The 16,517-nt window shown below is 71.9% G+C and carries 13 protein-coding genes; 6 read left to right on the plus strand and 7 right to left on the minus strand.

Annotated features, from left to right (window positions below; all coding sequences use genetic code 11):
• Window positions 1-9: 9 nt before the first annotated feature.
• A complete protein-coding gene (locus J4557_RS42390) occupies window positions 10-2,631 on the minus strand; it encodes a valine--tRNA ligase (protein ID WP_208272489.1) in 2,622 nt (873 codons plus the stop codon).
• 244 nt (window positions 2,632-2,875) lie between these two features.
• Between J4557_RS42390 and J4557_RS42395 the strand changes: the two genes are divergently transcribed.
• Together J4557_RS42395 and J4557_RS42400 are read left to right on the plus strand one after the other, a co-directional pair.
• Entirely contained in the window at window positions 2,876-3,676 is an 801-nt protein-coding gene (locus tag J4557_RS42395; RefSeq protein ID WP_208272490.1) for a sensor histidine kinase, read from the plus strand.
• 21 nt (window positions 3,677-3,697) lie between these two features.
• Window positions 3,698-4,369, plus strand: coding sequence for a response regulator (locus J4557_RS42400; RefSeq protein WP_208272491.1), 672 nt, complete (start codon window positions 3,698-3,700; stop codon window positions 4,367-4,369).
• A 262-nt stretch (window positions 4,370-4,631) separates the two neighbouring features.
• On the opposite strand, the gene clpX is transcribed toward J4557_RS42400, so the two are convergent.
• The 4 genes from clpX to tig all read right to left on the minus strand — a co-directional run bounded on the left by clpX (window position 4,632) and on the right by tig (window position 9,125).
• The gene (gene clpX, locus J4557_RS42405; protein ID WP_151545781.1) at window positions 4,632-5,906 is read right to left on the minus strand and encodes an ATP-dependent Clp protease ATP-binding subunit ClpX; all 1,275 of its coding nucleotides are present in this window, start codon (window positions 5,904-5,906) and stop codon (window positions 4,632-4,634) included.
• 169 nt (window positions 5,907-6,075) lie between these two features.
• Window positions 6,076-6,702, minus strand: a complete 627-nt coding sequence (locus tag J4557_RS42410) for an ATP-dependent Clp protease proteolytic subunit (RefSeq protein WP_208272515.1) — start codon at window positions 6,700-6,702, stop codon at window positions 6,076-6,078.
• 98 nt (window positions 6,703-6,800) lie between these two features.
• Window positions 6,801-7,433 (minus strand): ATP-dependent Clp protease proteolytic subunit, encoded by a 633-nt coding sequence (locus tag J4557_RS42415; RefSeq protein WP_243777248.1) that lies wholly within the window; start codon window positions 7,431-7,433, stop codon window positions 6,801-6,803.
• A gap of 219 nt (window positions 7,434-7,652) precedes the next feature.
• Complete coding sequence (tig, locus tag J4557_RS42420; RefSeq protein WP_208272492.1) at window positions 7,653-9,125, minus strand: trigger factor; 1,473 nt, start codon at window positions 9,123-9,125, stop codon at window positions 7,653-7,655.
• 305 nt (window positions 9,126-9,430) lie between these two features.
• Between tig and J4557_RS42425 the strand changes: the two genes are divergently transcribed.
• Window positions 9,431-10,612, plus strand: coding sequence for a hypothetical protein (locus J4557_RS42425; RefSeq protein WP_208272493.1), 1,182 nt, complete (start codon window positions 9,431-9,433; stop codon window positions 10,610-10,612).
• 126 nt (window positions 10,613-10,738) lie between these two features.
• Here J4557_RS42425 and J4557_RS42430 read toward each other — a convergent pair whose 3' ends face one another.
• Window positions 10,739-13,270 carry a Tex family protein gene (locus J4557_RS42430; protein WP_208272517.1) on the minus strand — a complete coding sequence of 844 codons (2,532 nt, stop codon included), beginning with the start codon at window positions 13,268-13,270 and terminating at the stop codon, window positions 10,739-10,741.
• A 256-nt stretch (window positions 13,271-13,526) separates the two neighbouring features.
• Between J4557_RS42430 and J4557_RS42435 the strand changes: the two genes are divergently transcribed.
• Window positions 13,527-14,852, plus strand: a complete 1,326-nt coding sequence (locus J4557_RS42435; protein ID WP_307800516.1) for a sensor histidine kinase — start codon at window positions 13,527-13,529, stop codon at window positions 14,850-14,852.
• Window positions 14,816-15,460: a LuxR C-terminal-related transcriptional regulator gene (locus J4557_RS42440; RefSeq protein ID WP_151546181.1), complete on the plus strand. Its 645-nt coding sequence runs from the start codon at window positions 14,816-14,818 to the stop codon at window positions 15,458-15,460. The genes J4557_RS42435 and J4557_RS42440 overlap by 37 nt, the downstream gene beginning before the upstream one ends.
• Before the next feature lie 67 nt (window positions 15,461-15,527).
• On the opposite strand, the gene J4557_RS42445 is transcribed toward J4557_RS42440, so the two are convergent.
• Window positions 15,528-15,983: a cupin domain-containing protein gene (locus J4557_RS42445; RefSeq protein WP_243777238.1), complete on the minus strand. Its 456-nt coding sequence runs from the start codon at window positions 15,981-15,983 to the stop codon at window positions 15,528-15,530.
• Between the two features lie 22 nt (window positions 15,984-16,005).
• Between J4557_RS42445 and J4557_RS42450 the strand changes: the two genes are divergently transcribed.
• The gene (locus J4557_RS42450) at window positions 16,006-16,485 is read left to right on the plus strand and encodes a MarR family winged helix-turn-helix transcriptional regulator (protein WP_208272495.1); all 480 of its coding nucleotides are present in this window, start codon (window positions 16,006-16,008) and stop codon (window positions 16,483-16,485) included.
• The last annotated feature ends 32 nt before the right edge of the window (window positions 16,486-16,517 follow it).

A 16,517-nucleotide genomic window follows, 5' to 3' on the forward strand; every position in this document is an offset into this window, starting at 1 on the left:
GCGCCGCGTTCAGGCCGGCGGCAGCGCGCCGAGCTGCGCCTCCAGCCGCGCGATGGCCGCCTCCGCCTGCGCCAGCCGCTCGCGGTTCTTGGCGACCACGGCCTCGGGCGCCTTCGCCATGAACGCCTCGTTGCCGAGCTTGCCTCGCGCCTGGCCGGCCTCCTTGCGCGCCGCCGCGAGGTCCTTGTCGAGCCGCTTGCGCTCGGCCGCGACGTCGATGACCCCGGCGGTGTCCAGCCGGACCGTGACGCCCTCGACCGGCAGCGATGCGGTGGCCGCGAAGCCGTCGCCGGGCGCGGTCAGCCGCAGCAGGGCGCGGACGCCCTCCTCGTGCGCTGCGAGCGGCGACCCGCCCCACTCCAGCGCGGCGGCGACCTTCTGGCCCGGCTTGAGCCCCTGGTCGGCGCGGAACCGGCGGACCTCGGTGACGAGCCGCTGCAGCGACTCCACCACGGCCTCGGCGTCCCGGTCGGCGCGGCCGGCGTCGGCGGCCGGCCACGGCGCGGTCACGATCGTCCCGGCGCCGGTCAGGGACGTCCACAGCTCCTCGGTGACGAACGGGACCACCGGGTGCAGCAGCCGCAGCAGGCTGTCGAGCACCTCGCCGAGGACGCGCCGCGTCGCCTCGGCCCGCTCGTCGGCGAGCTGGACCTTCGCCAGCTCCACGTACCAGTCGCAGACCTCGTCCCACGCGAAGTGGTACAGCGTCTCGCACGCCTTGGCGAAGTCGTAGGACTCCAGCTGCGCGTCCACCTCGGCGATGACCGCGTGCAGCCGCGACAGGATCCACGCGTCCACCGTGGACAGCTCCGCCGGGACGTCGCCGCGCACGTGCGCGCCGTTGATCAGCGCGAACCGCGTCGCGTTCCACAGCTTGTTGCAGAAGTTGCGCGAGCCCTGCGCCCACTCCTCCGCCACCGGGACGTCGCCGCCCGGGTTCGCGCCGCGCAGCAGCGTGAACCGCGTCGCGTCCGCGCCGTACCGGTCGATCCAGTCGAGCGGGTCGACGACGTTGCCGAACGACTTCGACATCTTCTTGCCGTGCTGGTCGCGGACCATCCCGTGCAGCGTGATGGTCTCGAACGGCTCGGCGCCGTCCATCGCGTACAGCCCGAACATCATCATCCGGGCGACCCAGAAGAACAGGATGTCGTACCCGGTGACCAGCACCGACGTCGGGTAGAAGCGCTCCAGCTCGGGAGTCTTGTCCGGCCAGCCGAGCGTCGAGAACGGCCACAGCGCCGAGGAGAACCAGGTGTCGAGGACGTCGCCGTCCTGCGTCCAGCCGGCGGGCGGCTCCTCGTCCGGGCCGGGGCAGGCGGTCTCGCCGTCCGGGCCGTACCAGACCGGGATGCGGTGCCCCCACCACAGCTGCCGGCTGATGCACCAGTCGTGCATGTTGTCGACCCACTCGAAGTAGCGGGACGCCATCTCCGGCGGGTGGATCGCCACGCGGCCGTCGCGGACCGCGTCGCCCGCGGCCTTCGCCAGCGGCTCCACCTTCACGAACCACTGCAGCGACACCCGCGGCTCCACCACCGTGGAGCAGCGCTGGCAGTGCCCGACCGAGTGCTCGTACGGGCGGACCTCCTTGACGATCCGGCCCTGCTCGCGCAGCGCCGCGACGACCGCCGGGCGCGCCTCGAACCGGTCCAGGCCCTCGAACGGGCCGGACGCGGTCACCACGCCCCGCTCGTCCATCACCGACATCGACGGCAGCGAGTGCCGGCGGCCGATCTCGAAGTCGTTCGGGTCGTGCGCGGGGGTCACCTTGACGGCGCCGGTGCCGAACGCGGGGTCGACGTGCTCGTCCGCCACGACCGGGATGCGGCGGCCCGTCAGCGGCAGCTCGATCTCCCGGCCGACCATGTGCGCGTACCGCTCGTCGTCGGGGTGGACGGCCACGGCGGTGTCGCCGAGCATCGTCTCCGCCCGCGTCGTCGCGACGACGATCTCGTCGTCGCCCGACCCGTACCGGATCGAGACCAGCTCGCCGTCGACGTCCTCGTGCTCGACCTCGATGTCCGACAGCGCCGTCAGGCAGCGCGGGCACCAGTTGATGATGCGCTCGGCCCGGTAGATCAGGCCGTCGTCGAACAGCCGCTTGAAGATCGTGCGGACCGCGCGGGCGCGCCGGTCGTCCATCGTGAACGCCTCGCGCGTCCAGTCGACGGAGTCGCCGAGGCGGCGCATCTGGCCGAGGATCCGGCCGCCGGACTCGGCCTTCCACTTCCACACCCGGTCGACGAACGCCTCGCGGCCGAGGTCGTGCCGGGACAGGCCCTCCTTGGCCAGCTCCCGCTCCACGACGTTCTGCGTCGCGATGCCCGCGTGGTCCATGCCGGGGATCCACGCCGTCTCGTAGCCCTGCATCCGGCGCCGCCGGACCAGGGTGTCCTGGATCGAGTGGTCGAGGGCGTGCCCCATGTGCAGCGAACCGGTCACGTTCGGCGGCGGGATCACGATCGAGAACGCGGGCCTGGACGGGTCGCGGGCCGGGTCGGCGGTGAACAGCCCCGCCGATACCCACCGCTCGTAGAGCCGGCCCTCGACATCGGCCGGTCGGTACTGGGTGGGCAGGTCGACGTCCGCGGCGGCCCCTTGGCCGCGCTCACTGCTGGGCTGTGTCACGGCCAACGATTCTACGGGGACCGCGGCGGTACCACGGCCCGCCCCCGTACCGCCCCGCAGCCGCCCCGCAGCCGCCGCGGCGCCCGCCCGGCACCGCCCGGCACCGCCCTGCACCGCAGCGCAGCGGCGCAGAGAGCGTTTTCCCGCCGCGGACGGGACACAGGTCACCTGACACCGGGTCGCCTCCACGGAAAGGGTGATGCCGACACGCCCGCGAAACCGGAGGCGAAGGGAGTGGGACGGGATGCGAGCGGTACTGGCGCGCACCGCCGTGCTGGCCGGCGCGTTCGCCGCGGGAGCCGTCGCGGCGCACGCCGCGGCGATCCCCCACCTGCTGCGCCTCACCCACGACCTGCAGCGCTCCCGCGAGCGGATCCTCGCCAGCCGGGAGGAGGAGCGCCGCCGGCTCCGCCACGACCTGCACGACGAACTCGGCCCCACCCTCGCCAGCCTCGCCATGTCCCTGGACGCCGCGCGCATCACCCTCGCCGGCGAGCCCGAGCGGATGGACCCGCTGCTCGCCGACGTCCGCGACCGGCTCGCGAACGCCGTCGGCGAGATCCGCGACCTCGCGCACGGCCTGCGCCCGCCCGCGCTGGACGACCTCGGCCTCGTCGCCGCCATCGAGTCTTTCGCCGAGGGCTGCGCCGAACGCGTCGACGTCCGGTTCGACGGCGGGCCCGCCGAACTGCCCGCCGCCGTCGAGGTCGCCGCGTACCGGATCGTCCAGGAGGCGCTCACGAACGTCCGGCTGCACGCGCCCGACAGCACCGCGATGGTGCTGCTCCGCCGCGACGCCGACCTCCACCTCATGGTCGCCGACACCGGCCCCGGCCTGCCGGACACCGGCCGCAACGGCGACCGCCCGAGGCCCCGCCGCGGCATGGCCGCGATGAAGGAATGGGCGGCGGAGGTCGGCGGCGGCTGCACCGTCACGTCCCGCCCCGGCGGCGGGACCGTGGTGTCGGCGCGGCTGCCCCTGCCCGCGCCGGGCGCCGCCGGGTACCATCATGCTCCGCCCGGACGCCGGAACGGGCGCCCCTGAGCAGGTGAGCGGAGGCCGCCGATGACGGACGCGATCAGGGTCCTCATCACCGACGACCACCCGGTGTTCCGGCAGGGCCTGAAGGGGCTGCTGCAGGCGCTGGGCGTCGAGGTCGTCGGCGAGGCCGAATGCGGCCCGGACGCGGTGCGGATGGCCGCCGAACTGCAGCCCGACGTCGTCGTGATGGACCTGCACATGCCCGGCGGCAACGGCATCGAGGCCACCCGGACCATCACCCGCACCAGCCCCCGCATCGGCGTGCTCGTGCTGACGATGTTCCGCGACGACGACTCCGTGTTCAACGCGATGCGCGCAGGCGCCCGCGGCTACCTGCTCAAGGAGTCCGGCGCCGAGGAGATCGCCCGCGCCGTGCGGGCGGTCGCGGCCGGCGAGGCCATCTACGGGCCCGAGATCGCCCGCCGCGTCCTCACCTACTTCACCGACATGCCCGACCCCCGGCAGGCCGCGTTCCCGCAGCTCACCGAGCGGGAACGGGAGGTCCTCGAACTGATCGCGCAGGGCCGCAGCAACGCCGAGATCGCCGCCACCCTGTTCCTCAGCCAGAAGACCGTCCGCAACCACGTGTCGAACATCTTCATGAAGCTGCACGTCGCCGACCGCGCCCAGGCCATCGTCCTCGCCCGCGAGGCCGGCTTTGCCAACCCGCGATCCCGGCCCAAGGACCTCGCCTAGCGGCTGTGTTTCCACAACCCCGGCCCAGCAGGCTCGCCTGGCGGCTCGCCCGCTGACCGGTCTTGGGCGAGCGCGAACTCGCTTCGCGAGCCTCCCGGTGGGGGCTCGCCTCCGGCATCGCCCCCACCGGTCAGACAGCGCGCTCGCGCGACGGCTCAGGTCGCTGAGATGCGGCTGTTGCGGGCGGTCGCGAACAGACACTCGTGGAACGCGCGAACGCCCCTGGCCATGACGGCCAGGGGCGTTCGCGTGCGGGCTGCGCTCAGGCGCTCTTCTCCCTCGGCTCGCGCTTCGGGCGGTCGCGCGGGACGAGGGTCGGGTTGACGTGCTCCAGGACGGCCTCGCGGGTGATCACCACGCGCGCGACGTCCTGCCGGCTCGGCACCTCGTACATCACCGACAGCAGGACCTCCTCCATGATCGCGCGGAGGCCGCGGGCACCGGTGCCGCGCAGGATGGCCTGGTCGGCGATCGCCTCGAGGGCGTCGTCGGTGAACTCCAGGTCGACCCCGTCCAGCTCGAAGAGGCGGTGGTACTGGCGGACCAGCGCGTTCTTCGGCTCGGTCAGGATGTTGATCAGCGCTTCCCGGTCCAGGTTGTGCACCGAGGTGATCACCGGGAGGCGGCCGACGAACTCCGGGATCATGCCGAACTTCAGCAGGTCCTCCGGCATGACGTCGCCGAGCACCGCCGAGGACTCCTCGAAGTCGGACTTGGAGCGGATCTGGGCGCCGAAGCCCATCCCCTGCTTGCCCACCCGGGACTCGACGATCTTCTCCAGGCCGGCGAACGCGCCGCCGCAGATGAACAGCACGTTCGTGGTGTCGATCTGGATGAACTCCTGGTGCGGATGCTTGCGGCCGCCCTGCGGCGGGACGCTCGCGGTCGTGCCCTCCAGGATCTTCAGCAGCGCCTGCTGGACGCCCTCGCCCGAGACGTCCCTGGTGATCGACGGGTTCTCGCTCTTGCGGGCGATCTTGTCGACCTCGTCGATGTAGATGATCCCGGTCTCGGCCTTCTTGACGTCGTAGTCGGCCGCCTGGATCAGTTTCAGGAGGATGTTCTCGACATCCTCGCCGACATATCCGGCCTCCGTCAGCGCCGTGGCGTCCGCGATGGCGAACGGGACGTTGAGGAGTTTGGCGAGCGTCTGCGCGAGCAGCGTCTTGCCGGATCCGGTCGGGCCGAGCAGCAGGATGTTGGACTTGCCCAGTTCCACCTGGTCGTCCCGGCCCACGTCACCCGACTGGATCCGCTTGTAGTGGTTGTAGACGGCGACGGACAGTGCCTTCTTCGCCGTCTCCTGCCCGATGACGTAGGAGTCCAGGAACTCGTAGATCTCCCGCGGCTTGGGCAGGTTGTCCCACTTCAGGTCGGAGGTCTCGGAGAGCTCCTCCTCGATGATCTCGTTGCAGAGATCGATGCACTCGTCGCAGATGTACACGCCCGGACCCGCGATGAGCTTTTTGACCTGCTTCTGGCTCTTCCCGCAGAACGAGCACTTGAGCAGATCACCACCGTCGCCGATGCGTGCCACCCAACTGTCTCCTTTTCGTGGGGCCGCCCGTCTGAGAGGGTGCGGCGCGGCCGGCTGGCGTCCCGAGGGCTCTCGACGTTGGACTCGACGTTACCGCCTCCAACGGACTTGGTAAGCCCCTCGCCCGGAAGTATGACCACCGGGCTCGGGACTCCCGCGTCCTAGGTCCTCAGGACGACACTACCTCCGCCTTGCGCTTCCTGCTGGCGAAGACATCGTCGATGAGACCGTACTCCTTGGCCTCGTCGGCGGTGAGGATCTTGTCGCGCTCGATGTCGCGGCGGACCTGCTCGATCGGCCTGCCGCTGTGCTCGGCCAGGATCGTTTCCAGCAGCTCGCGGATCCGCATGATCTCGCGGGCCTGGATCTCGATGTCGCTGGACTGGCCGTAGGTGCCCTCGGTCGCGGGCTGGTGGATCAGGATCCGCGAGTTGGGCAGCGCCGCCCGCTTGCCGGGCGTGCCGGCCCCGAGCAGCACGGCGGCGGCCGAGGCGGCCTGGCCGATGCAGACCGTCTGGATGTCCGGCTTGACGAACTGCATCGTGTCGTAGATCGCCGTCATGGCGGTGAACGAGCCGCCGGGCGAGTTGATGTAGATGCTGATGTCGCGGTCGGGGTCGATCGACTCCAGCGTGATCAGCTGGGCCATCACGTCGTTGGCGGACGCGTCGTCGATCTGCACGCCGAGGAAGATGATCCGCTCCTCGAAGAGCTTGTTGTACGGGTTCATCTCCTTGACCCCGTACGTGGTGCGCTCGACGAAGGAGGGGATGATGTACCGGTTGTCGACCGGCATCGGGGACCCGCCCGCCTGGACGCCGGGACGGGTCAGATCGCTGAATCCGGGTCGGATGAGGTCGCTCACTGTGTGCCTCCGATAAGTGATTCGGGTCGTCAGGAGACGGTGCCCTCGGAGGGCACCTGGGTGGCACTGAGCACCACGTGGTCCACGAACCCGTAGTCCTTGGCCTCGTCGGCGGTGAACCAGCGGTCGCGGTCCGAGTCGCGCTCGATCTGGTCGAGCGGCTGGCCGGTGTGTTCGGCGATCTTCTCGGCGAGCGTCTTCTTGACGTACAGCATCTGCTCGGCCTGGATCTTGATGTCGGAGGCGGTGCCGCCGATGCCGCCGGACGGCTGGTGCATCATGATCCGGGCGTGCGGCAGGGCGTAGCGCTTGCCCGTGGTGCCCGCGCACAGCAGGAACTGGCCCATCGAGGCGGCCAGGCCCATCCCGACCGTCACGATGTCGTTCGGGACGTACTGCATGATGTCGTAGATCGCCATGCCGGCGGTGACGGAGCCACCTGGCGAGTTGATGTAGAGCGTGATGTCGCGGCGGCCGTCCTCGGCCGACAGCAGCAGGAGCTCGGCGCAGATGCGGTTGGCGATGTCGTCGTCGACCTGCTGGCCGAGGAAGACGATGCGCTCGCGCAGCAGCCGCTGGAACAGCTGGTCGCCCAGGGGCAGCAGGGGCGCCTCGGCCACCCGCGCCTGGATCCGCGACGACTCGTCGAAAGTCGGAGGCATGCTCACCGGGTGTTCCTCCGGTCCTTTTAATCGGTTCGGATGATTGGACAGTAACGCGCTCACGACCCCGTTTACGCCCGGGGGGCCGCCTTTTCGCCAGGGGCGTACCCACGCCTCCGCGAGGTATGGACGATCTCCGCGAACGCGACACGCCCCGCACCCGGAGCAGCGGGGGCGGGGCGTGTCGGGAACGCTCAGGACGTCCTGGACGCGTCGGACCTACTTCGCGTCGCCGTCCTCGGCCTCGGCGGCGGGGGCCTCCTCAGCGGCGGCCTCAGCCGTCTCCGCGGGGGTCTCCTCGGCGGCCTCGGCGGCCGGCTCCTCGGCGCCCTCGGCCTCGGCGGTCTCGGCGGTCTCGGCGGTCTCGCCGTTCAGCTCGCGCTGGACGGCCTCCACGTCGATCACGTTGCCGGACTCGTCCTTGATCGTGACGTGCTCGACCACGAGGTTCAGCGCCTTGCTGCGCAGCACCTCCGACACGATCGCCGGGAGCTGGTTGTTCTGGGTGAGGTACTCGGCGAGCTGCTGCGGCGCCACGCCCATCTGCATGGCCTGCGTGACGACGTACTCGCTGAGCTCCTCGTTCTCGACGCCGAGCTCCTCCTGGACGGCGAGCTGGTCGAGGACGAAGCCGCCCTTGACGGCGAGCCGGGCCGCGTCGGCGACCTCGGTGTCGAACTCCTCCTCGGACTTCTCCTCGTCCTTGAGGTAGTCCTCCTTGGACATCCCCGCCATCTGGAGCTGCTGCTCCAGCTGCTGGTTGCGGCGGCCGATCTCCTCCTCCACCACCTTCTCGGGCAGCGGGATGTCGATCTTCTCCAGCAGCGCCTCGAGGGCCTTGTCGCGCGCCTCGGACAGCTGCTGCAGCTTGACCTGCCGGCCCAGCCGGGTCCGGACGTCCTCGCGCAGCTCGTCGATGGTGTCGAACTCGCTGGCGAGCTGGGCGAACTCGTCGTCCAGGTCGGGCAGGTTCTTCACCTTGACGCTCTGCACCGTGACGGTGATCTCGGCCTCCTCGCCGGCGTGCTCGCCGCCGACCAGGGTGCCGGTGAAGGTCTTGTCCTCGCCGGCGGACAGGCCGACGAGGGCCTCGTCGAGGCCCTCGATGGCCGACTTGCTGCCGACCTCGTAGGAGTAGCCGGTGGTGGAGGCGTCCTCCACCTCCTCACCGTCGATCTTGGCGACCAGGTCGACGGTGGCGAAGTCGCCCTCCTCGACGGCGCGCTCGGCGGTGGTCAGCGACGCGAACCGCTCGCGCAGGTTGCCGACGGTCTCGTCGACCTGCTCGTCGGTCACCTCGGCGTCGTCGACGACGACCTCGATGCCGTCGTAGTCCGGCACCTCGAACTTCGGCCGGATGTCGACCTCGGCGGTGAAGGCGAACTGGGAGCCGTCGTCCAGCTCCGTCACCTCGACCTCCGGCTGGCCGAGAACGAAGAGCTCGGTCTCCTCGACGGCGCGGCCGTACAGCTCGGGAAGCGCGTCGTTGACCGCCTCCTGCAGGACCGCACCCCGCCCGACGTACTTGTCGATCAGCGGGGCGGGGACCTTGCCGGGCCGGAAGCCCTTGATCCGCACCTGCTGCGAGATCTCCTTGTACGCCTTGTCGAGGTTCGGCTTGAGCTCGTCGAACGGAACCTCGACGGTGAGCTTGACCCGGGTGGGGGTCAGCTCCTCGACATCGGTCTTCACTGGGGTAGGTCTCCTTGATCGGGCGCTGTCTCGGCCGCGGCGTTCGACGCGTGCTCTTTCCTGCCTGCGAGCGCCCGGCCTCGACGCACACGGCCGCAATGCCGCTGCCCGTCTGCGTCTTCTCAGCCGGTCGGTCTTCGCGGGCGCGGGCATGCCGAGATGCGGCTCCGCGCCCTCGCGCGCCAAGTCTATGGGGTAGCGGCGGCGTCTGCGGACATCGCGGGGGCGGTGGACCGGCGAATCGCTGTCAACAATCCCGTACAGGCAGTGACATTTGGCACCCCGTACCCCCATACTCGTCCGGGATGAACGGGATAGCCGCGGCCTTCAGCGCGACCGGTCTGTACTACCTGGGGTTCGCCGTCTTCAAACTGGCGGCGGACCGGATGGCCCCTGTGCGGGGCAACCGCATCCTGCACATGATCTGGACGATCGTGAGCAACTGGATCTTCCTCATCGCCCTCGCGATCGTGCTCGGCGGCCTCGGCCTGCAGATCGTCGCGCTCGGGATGCTGCCGCTGTCCACCGCGGTGCCGATCTTCATGTCCGGGGTCGTCCCGCTGCTGCTGATCGCGATGGTGTTCTTCGGCGAGCGGCTCACCGCCCGCGAGTGGCTCAGCCTGCTGCTGATCGCCGCCGCGATCCTGCTGCTCACCGCGTCGATCAGCGGCCACGAGCCGATCGGGTCGGCCGCAGTGCCGCTGTGGAAGATCGCGGTGGTGGTGGCGCCGGCGGTGGTGGTGCCGGTGCTGATCCTCGTGCTGGGCGACCACCGGCCGGACGGCCGGCACGCCCGCCCCGTCACCGGCATCGCCTACGGGCTGAGCTCCGGGTTCCCGGTCGGCACCGCCGAGCTGGCGATCAAGGGCTGGAGCGACGACGGGCACGCCACCAGCCTGCGGATAGCGACGACGCCCTGGCCGTACCTGACGGTGTTCGCGGCGGCGGTCGGCTTCGGGATCATGGTGATGGCGTTCCAGCGCTGCCGGGTGTCGATCGTGTCGACCGTGATGACGGTGAGCGCCAAGTCGTACCTGCTGACCATGGGCACCTTCATGTACGCGGAGGCGTGGCCGAAGGACATGGGGCACTCGGCGATGCGGTTCGGCGCGCTGCTGCTCGGCGCGGTCGCCGTCCTGCAGTTCCCCCGGCACCGGCCGGTCGAGGAGGACGAGCGCCCGCGCGAGGACCTCTCCGCCGCGCAGGACCCGTTCGGCGGTCCCGCGGTGGGCGGTCCCGTGCTGGGCGGGCCGCACCTGGGGCAGCAGCCGCCGTCCCCCGAAGCGGGCCCGGGGCGGTATTCGGTGCCGCCGCAGCGCAGCCCCTACGCGCAGGATCCGCTGGGCACGGGCCCGTACAACCTGCCCAACACGCCGCCGCGAGGCGGGTCGCCGCGCAGGCCCGCGCAGGACCCGCGCCGTTCCTCCTCGCCGGAGCACCACACCGAGACGGGCTCGGACGGACGCTGGCGCGGGACCGGCCGCTGACCGGAACGGGCCACATCACCGCCGAGCGGGCCGGGCCGGGACGCTTCTGAACCGCGAACGGCCGCCGCCACCGGAAGTCCGGTGACGGCGGCCGTTGCGCGTGAGTGCCTGTCGTAGCGGGCCGGCTCAGCGGGACTTGCGGTCGCCGCCGGGCAGGCCCTTGTCGAGGCCGGCGCGGCGCAGCGCGTCGGCCATGGCGCCGCCGCCGGAGAAGCCGCCCTGCCCGGACCGGCCGCGCCCGCCCCCCTGGCCCTGGCCTTGTCCCTGCCCCTGCCGCTGGCCCTGGCCTTGGCGCTGGCCCTGGTTGCGGCCGCCCTGGCCGCGCCCGCCCTGGTTGCGTCCGCCGCCCTGACCGCCGCGGCCTCCGCCCTGGCCTGCCTGGCCGCCCTGACCCGCCTGGCCGCCCTGGCCGCCGCCGCGTCCGGGCCGGCGCTGGTCGCGGTCGCGGGACTCGCCGCCGCGGCCGCCCCGCTGGTCGCGGCCCGGCTCGTCGTCCAGCCGCAGGGTCAGCGAGATCCGCTTGCGCTGCAGGTCGACGTCCAGCACCTTCACCCGGACGATGTCGCCGGGCTTGACGACCTCGCGCGGGTCCTCGACGTACTTGTCCGACATCGCGGAGATGTGGACGAGCCCGTCCTGGTGGACGCCGACGTCCACGAACGCGCCGAACGCGGCGACGTTGGTGACGACGCCCTCCAGCAGCATCCCGGGTTCGAGGTCGGAGATCTTGTCGACGCCCTCCTTGAACGTCGCCGTCTTGAACGCCGGGCGCGGGTCGCGGCCGGGCTTCTCCAGCTCGGCGAGGATGTCGGTGACGGTCGGCAGCCCGAAGGTGTCGTCGACGAACTCGGCGGGCTTCAGCGAGCGCAGCACCGCGGTGTTGCCGATGAGGCCCTTGATGTCGCTGCCGGCGGTCTCCAGGATGCGGCGGACGACCGGGTACGACTCGGGGTGCACGCTGGACGCGTCGAGCGGGTCGTCGCCGCCGGGGATGCGCAGGAAGCCCGCGCACTGCTCGAACGCCTTCGGGCCGAGCCGCGGGACGTCCTTGAGCCCGGAGCGGCTGCGGAACGGGCCGTTGGCGTCGCGGTGCGCGACGATGTTGTCCGCGAGGCCCTCGCCGATGCCGGACACGCGGGTGAGCAGCGGCGCGGACGCGGTGTTGACGTCCACGCCGACCGCGTTCACGCAGTCCTCGACGACGGCGTCGAGGGAGCGGGACAGCTTCACCTCGGACACGTCGTGCTGGTACTGGCCGACACCGATCGACTTCGGGTCGATCTTCACGAGTTCGGCGAGCGGGTCCTGCAGGCGGCGGGCGATGGAGACGGCGCCGCGCAGCGAGACGTCCATGCCGGGCAGCTCGCGGCCCGCGTACTCCGACGCCGAGTACACCGACGCGCCCGCCTCCGACACCATGATCTTGGTGAGCTTGAGGTCGGGGTACCGGGCGATCAGGTCGGCCGCGAGCTTGTCGGTCTCGCGGGACGCGGTGCCGTTGCCGATGGAGACGAGGTCCACCCGGTGCTCGCGCGCCAGCTTCGCCAGGGTCTCGATCGACTCGTCCCACTTCCGCCGCGGCTCGTGCGGGTAGATCGTGTCGGTCGCGACGACCTTGCCGGTGGCGTCGACGACGGCGACCTTCACGCCGGTGCGCAGGCCCGGGTCCAGGCCCATGGTGGCGCGGGTCCCGGCGGGCGCGGCGAGCAGCAGGTCGCGCAGGTTCGCGGCGAACACCCGGACGGCCTCGTCCTCCGCCTCCTGCCGCAGCCGGGTGCGCAGGTCGATGCCGAGGTGCACGAGGATGCGGGTGCGCCACGCCCAGCGGACGGCGTCGGCCAGCCACCGGTCGGCCGGGCGGCCCTGGTCGGCGATCCCGAAGCGGCGCGCGATCTCCGCCTCGTAGGAGCTGCGGGCGGACGGGTCCTCGGGTTCCTCCTCCGGCTCCAGGTCGAGGTCGAGGACCTCTTCCTTCTCGCCGCGGAACAGCGCGAGGACCCGGTGGGAGGGCAGCTTGGCGAAGGGCTCGGCGAACTCGAAGTAGTCGGCGAACTTCGCGCCGGCCTCCTGCTTGCCGTCGCGGACCCGGGAGATCATCCGGCCCCGGCTCCACATGCGCTCGCGCAGGGCGCCGATGAGGTCGGCGTCCTCGGCGAAGCGCTCGACGAGGATGGCGCGCGCGCCCTCCAGCGCGGCGGCGGTGTCGGCGACGCCCTTCTCGCCGTCCACGTAGGCGGCGGCCTCGGCCTGCGGGTCGCGGGACGGGTCGTCCAGCAGCAGCTCGGCGAGCGGTTCGAGGCCGGCCTCGCGGGCGATCTGCGCCTTGGTGCGCCGCTTCGGCTTGTACGGGAGGTAGATGTCCTCCAGGCGGGCCTTGGAGTCGGCCGCCATGATCTGCGCGCGCAGCTCGCCGGTGAGCTTGCCCTGCGACTCGATCGACTCCAGGATCGCGGCGCGGCGCTCGTCCAGTTCGCGCAGGTAGCGCAGCCGCTCCTCCAGCGCGCGCAGCTGCGCGTCGTCGAGCGCGCCGGTCGCCTCCTTGCGGTAGCGGGCGATGAACGGGACGGTCGCCCCGCCGTCGAGCAGGTCCACCGCGACCCGCACCTGGCCCTCGCGGACGCCGATCTCCTCGGCGATGCGCTCGGTGATGGGCCGGATCGAGGGCTCGGCGCCCTCGTGGCCGGCGGACGTCTGGCTGATGGTCGCTGTCACAGCTTGGATTCGCTTTCTCCCCTGGGTGTCGCCTGTGCATTGTCCAGGGATCGGGGCCGCTTGTCTTGTCACCGCTCGTATGACGGTAGGCCCAGCACCACCGGGCCGCCCGGGAAGAGTGGGTCTAGCACCACCGAGCCCCGGACCGCGCTCGACCACAATGGTGGAGATCCACCGCTATGGCGATTCCTTGGAGGACCAGGTGAGCGAGCTTCTGCGCGAGTACGGACGCCGCGCCCGGACCCGCCTGCTCCCCGGCCTGTACCGGGCGGTCCTCCAGATCGTGATGGCGTTCGCGGTGAACCTGCCGCTGTTCATCCTGGCGGTGCTGTCGATCGCGTTCATCCCGCTGGGCGTCGGCGTCGTCCTGGTGCCGGCGGTGTTCCAGGCGATCCGGTCGGTCGCCGACCGGCAGCGGGCGTGGGCGGCCGAGTGGTCCGGGGTGCGGATCCCCGTCCCGTACCGGCCGGAGCCGGCGGGCCCGGCCGGGCCGTGGCGGCGGCTGGCATGGCTGCTGGGCGACCCCGCGTCCTGGCGCGACCTGCTGTGGACGATCCTGAACGTGCCGGTGGCGCTCGTGCTCGGGGTGCTCGCGGGCGGGCTGGCGGTGTACGGGCTGGAGGGCGTGTTCCTGGCGCCGTGGCTGTCGATGGTCAGCGGCTACGGATGGGGGCCGTTCTGGCCGCTGGAGGACTGGGGCGCGGCCGGGATCGCCGGGTCGGTCGTGCTGGGCGCGGTGCTGTTCGTGGTGTCCTGGCCGGTGGGGCCGTTCTTCCTGAAGGCGCACGCGCTGTTCGGGCAGTCGCTGCTGGCGCCGACGCGCGCCGCGCTGGCGGCCCGGGTCGAGCGGCTCGCCGAGACGCGGACGGAGGCGGTGGACGCCTCCGCGGCGGAGCTGCGCCGCATCGAGCGCGACCTGCACGACGGCGCGCAGGCCCGGCTGGTGGCGCTGAGCATGAACATCGGGCTGGCCGAGGAGATGCTGAAGCACGATCCGGAGATGGCGCAGAAGCTGCTCGCCGAGGCCCGCGAGTCCAGCGGGACGGCGCTGACCGAGCTGCGCGACCTGGTCCGCGGCATCCACCCGCCCGTGCTGGCCGAACGCGGGCTCGACGGCGCGGTGCGCGCGCTCGCCCTGACCCTGCCGCTGCCCGTGGACGTGCACGTCGACCTGTCCGGCCGCCCGGGAGGCAGGTCGGGGTCGGTTGGTCAGGGAAGGCTCGAGGCGCCGGTGGAGTCGGCGGCGTACTTCGCGGTGGCGGAGATGCTGGCGAACGTGGTCAAGCACTCCGGGGCGCGGCGGGCGTGGCTCCAGATCGAGCACTCCGGCGACCGGCTGATTATGATCATCGGGGACGACGGGACGGGCGGCGCTGACCCCGCGGCGGGGAGCGGCATGCGCGGGATCGAGCGCAGGCTCGCGACCTTCGATGGGACGATGGCCGTGACGAGCCCGCCCGGCGGGCCGACCGTCGTGACCCTGGAGCTGCCGTGCGCGTTGTCATCGCCGAGGACCTCGCCCTCCTGAGGGACGGCCTGATCAGGCTGCTCGGGGCATTCGGCTTCGAGGTCGTGGAGGCGGTGGACAACGGGCCGTCGCTGCTGCGGGCGCTGACCGCGCACCGCCCGGACGTCGCGGTGGTGGACGTGCGGCTGCCTCCGACGTTCACCGACGAGGGGCTGCGGGCGGCGCTGGAGGCGCGCAAGCAGGTGCCGGGGCTGCCGGTGCTGGTGCTGTCGCAGCACGTGGAGCAGCTGTACGCGCGGGAGCTGCTGTCGGACAGCTCGGGCGGCATCGGGTACCTGCTGAAGGACCGGGTGTCGGACGTCAAGCAGTTCGTGGAGGCGGTGCGGCGGGTCGCCGACGGCGGCACCGCGCTGGATCCGGACGTGGTGGCGCAGCTGCTGACCCGGCACGCCCGCGAGGAGCCGCTGCAGCAGCTGACCCCCCGCGAGCGCGAGGTGCTCGGGCTGATGGCCGAGGGCCGCTCGAACGCGGCGATCGCCGCGAAGCTGTTCGTGACCGAGAAGGCGATCAGCAAGCACACGAACAACATCTTCGGCAAGCTCGGGCTGCCGCCGTCGGAGGACGACAACCGCCGCGTGCTCGCAGTCCTGGCCTATCTCGGCGGCTGAGCCGCCGCCCGCGGGAGCGGCGCCACCCGGCGCGGCGTCACCCGGCCGGGCGCCACCCGGCGCGGCGTCACCGGGCCCACGGCGGGACGATCCGCTCGTCGCCCTGCGGCGCCAGCTCGCACTTGCCCGGGTCGACGACCGCGTCCGGGTCGTAGACCAGGCAGCCGGCGTGGGCGGCGACCACGGCGGTGAAGCCGCCGGCGGAGGCGGTCACCTGGCGGGGCAGGTCGGCGGGCAGGACGACGGTGTCGCCGGGTCCGACTTCCAGCTTGCGGCCGTCGAGGTCGACGGTGGCGGCGCCCTCCAGGAACGTCCACACCTGCTCGGTGTCGAAGGCGTGCAGCGGGCCGGTCCGGCCGGGCGTGGCGTCGACGCGCCAGACGGCGATGCCCTCGGTGCCGCCCTGGGCGGGGGTCGCGAAGGTGGTCATCACGCCGTTCGGCGTCTCGGTGCGGCGGTTGTCGGCGTTGCGCAGCAGGGTCATGGCTCCCCATCCGGTAAATTGGTCAATGCGGTTGTCCATATAGTCAACGAGGTTGTCTTTCATGTCAAGTGCCCCCCCGGATCCGCCGGGCTTCGAGCTGCCGCTCAGACTGCTCCTGGCGTTCCAGGTGATCATCGATGAGCTGCACGCCGAGCTGGCCCGCGACGGCCATCCCCACATGCGGCCGATGCACGGCTTCGTGTTCCAGGCGATCGGCCCGGACGGCACCACCGCCGTCGAGCTCGGCCGCCGGCTCGGCGTGTCCAAGCAGGCGGCGGCCAAGATGGTCGAGTCGCTGGAGCGGACCGGGTACGTCGAGCGCACCGCCGATCCGGCGGACGCCCGGCGCAAGATCGTCCGGCTGACCCCGCACGGCGTCGACGCGCTGGCCCGGTCCGCGCGGATCTTCGACCGGATCCGGGACGACTGGGTCCGGCGGCTCGGCGCCGACCGGGTGCGCTCCCTGGAGGACGCCCTGCGGGCGATGACGCCGGCGGAGCTGTGGCGGCTGGACATGCCGGGCTGGTTCGGGACGGCCTGAACCCCCGTTCCGGTCTTTCTCCGCGCGGGCGT

The sequence above is a fragment of the Actinomadura nitritigenes genome, from assembly GCF_017573545.1.
GTDB lineage: Bacteria > Actinomycetota > Actinomycetes > Streptosporangiales > Streptosporangiaceae > Spirillospora > Spirillospora nitritigenes.

Excerpts from the sequence above, each read along its gene's own strand:
- J4557_RS42395 (WP_208272490.1), top strand. The coding sequence starts at position 2,876 with ATGCGAGCGGTACTGGCGCGCACCGCCGTGCTGGCCGGCGCGTTCGCC.
- J4557_RS42400 (WP_208272491.1), top strand. The coding sequence starts at position 3,698 with ATGACGGACGCGATCAGGGTCCTCATCACCGACGACCACCCGGTGTTC.
- J4557_RS42410 (WP_208272515.1), bottom strand. The coding sequence starts at position 6,702 with ATGCCGGTCGACAACCGGTACATCATCCCCTCCTTCGTCGAGCGCACC.
- J4557_RS42415 (WP_243777248.1), bottom strand. The coding sequence starts at position 7,433 with ATGCCTCCGACTTTCGACGAGTCGTCGCGGATCCAGGCGCGGGTGGCC.
- J4557_RS42425 (WP_208272493.1), top strand. The coding sequence starts at position 9,431 with ATGAACGGGATAGCCGCGGCCTTCAGCGCGACCGGTCTGTACTACCTG.
- J4557_RS42445 (WP_243777238.1), bottom strand. The coding sequence starts at position 15,983 with ATGGACAACCGCATTGACCAATTTACCGGATGGGGAGCCATGACCCTG.
- J4557_RS42450 (WP_208272495.1), top strand. The coding sequence starts at position 16,006 with ATGTCAAGTGCCCCCCCGGATCCGCCGGGCTTCGAGCTGCCGCTCAGA.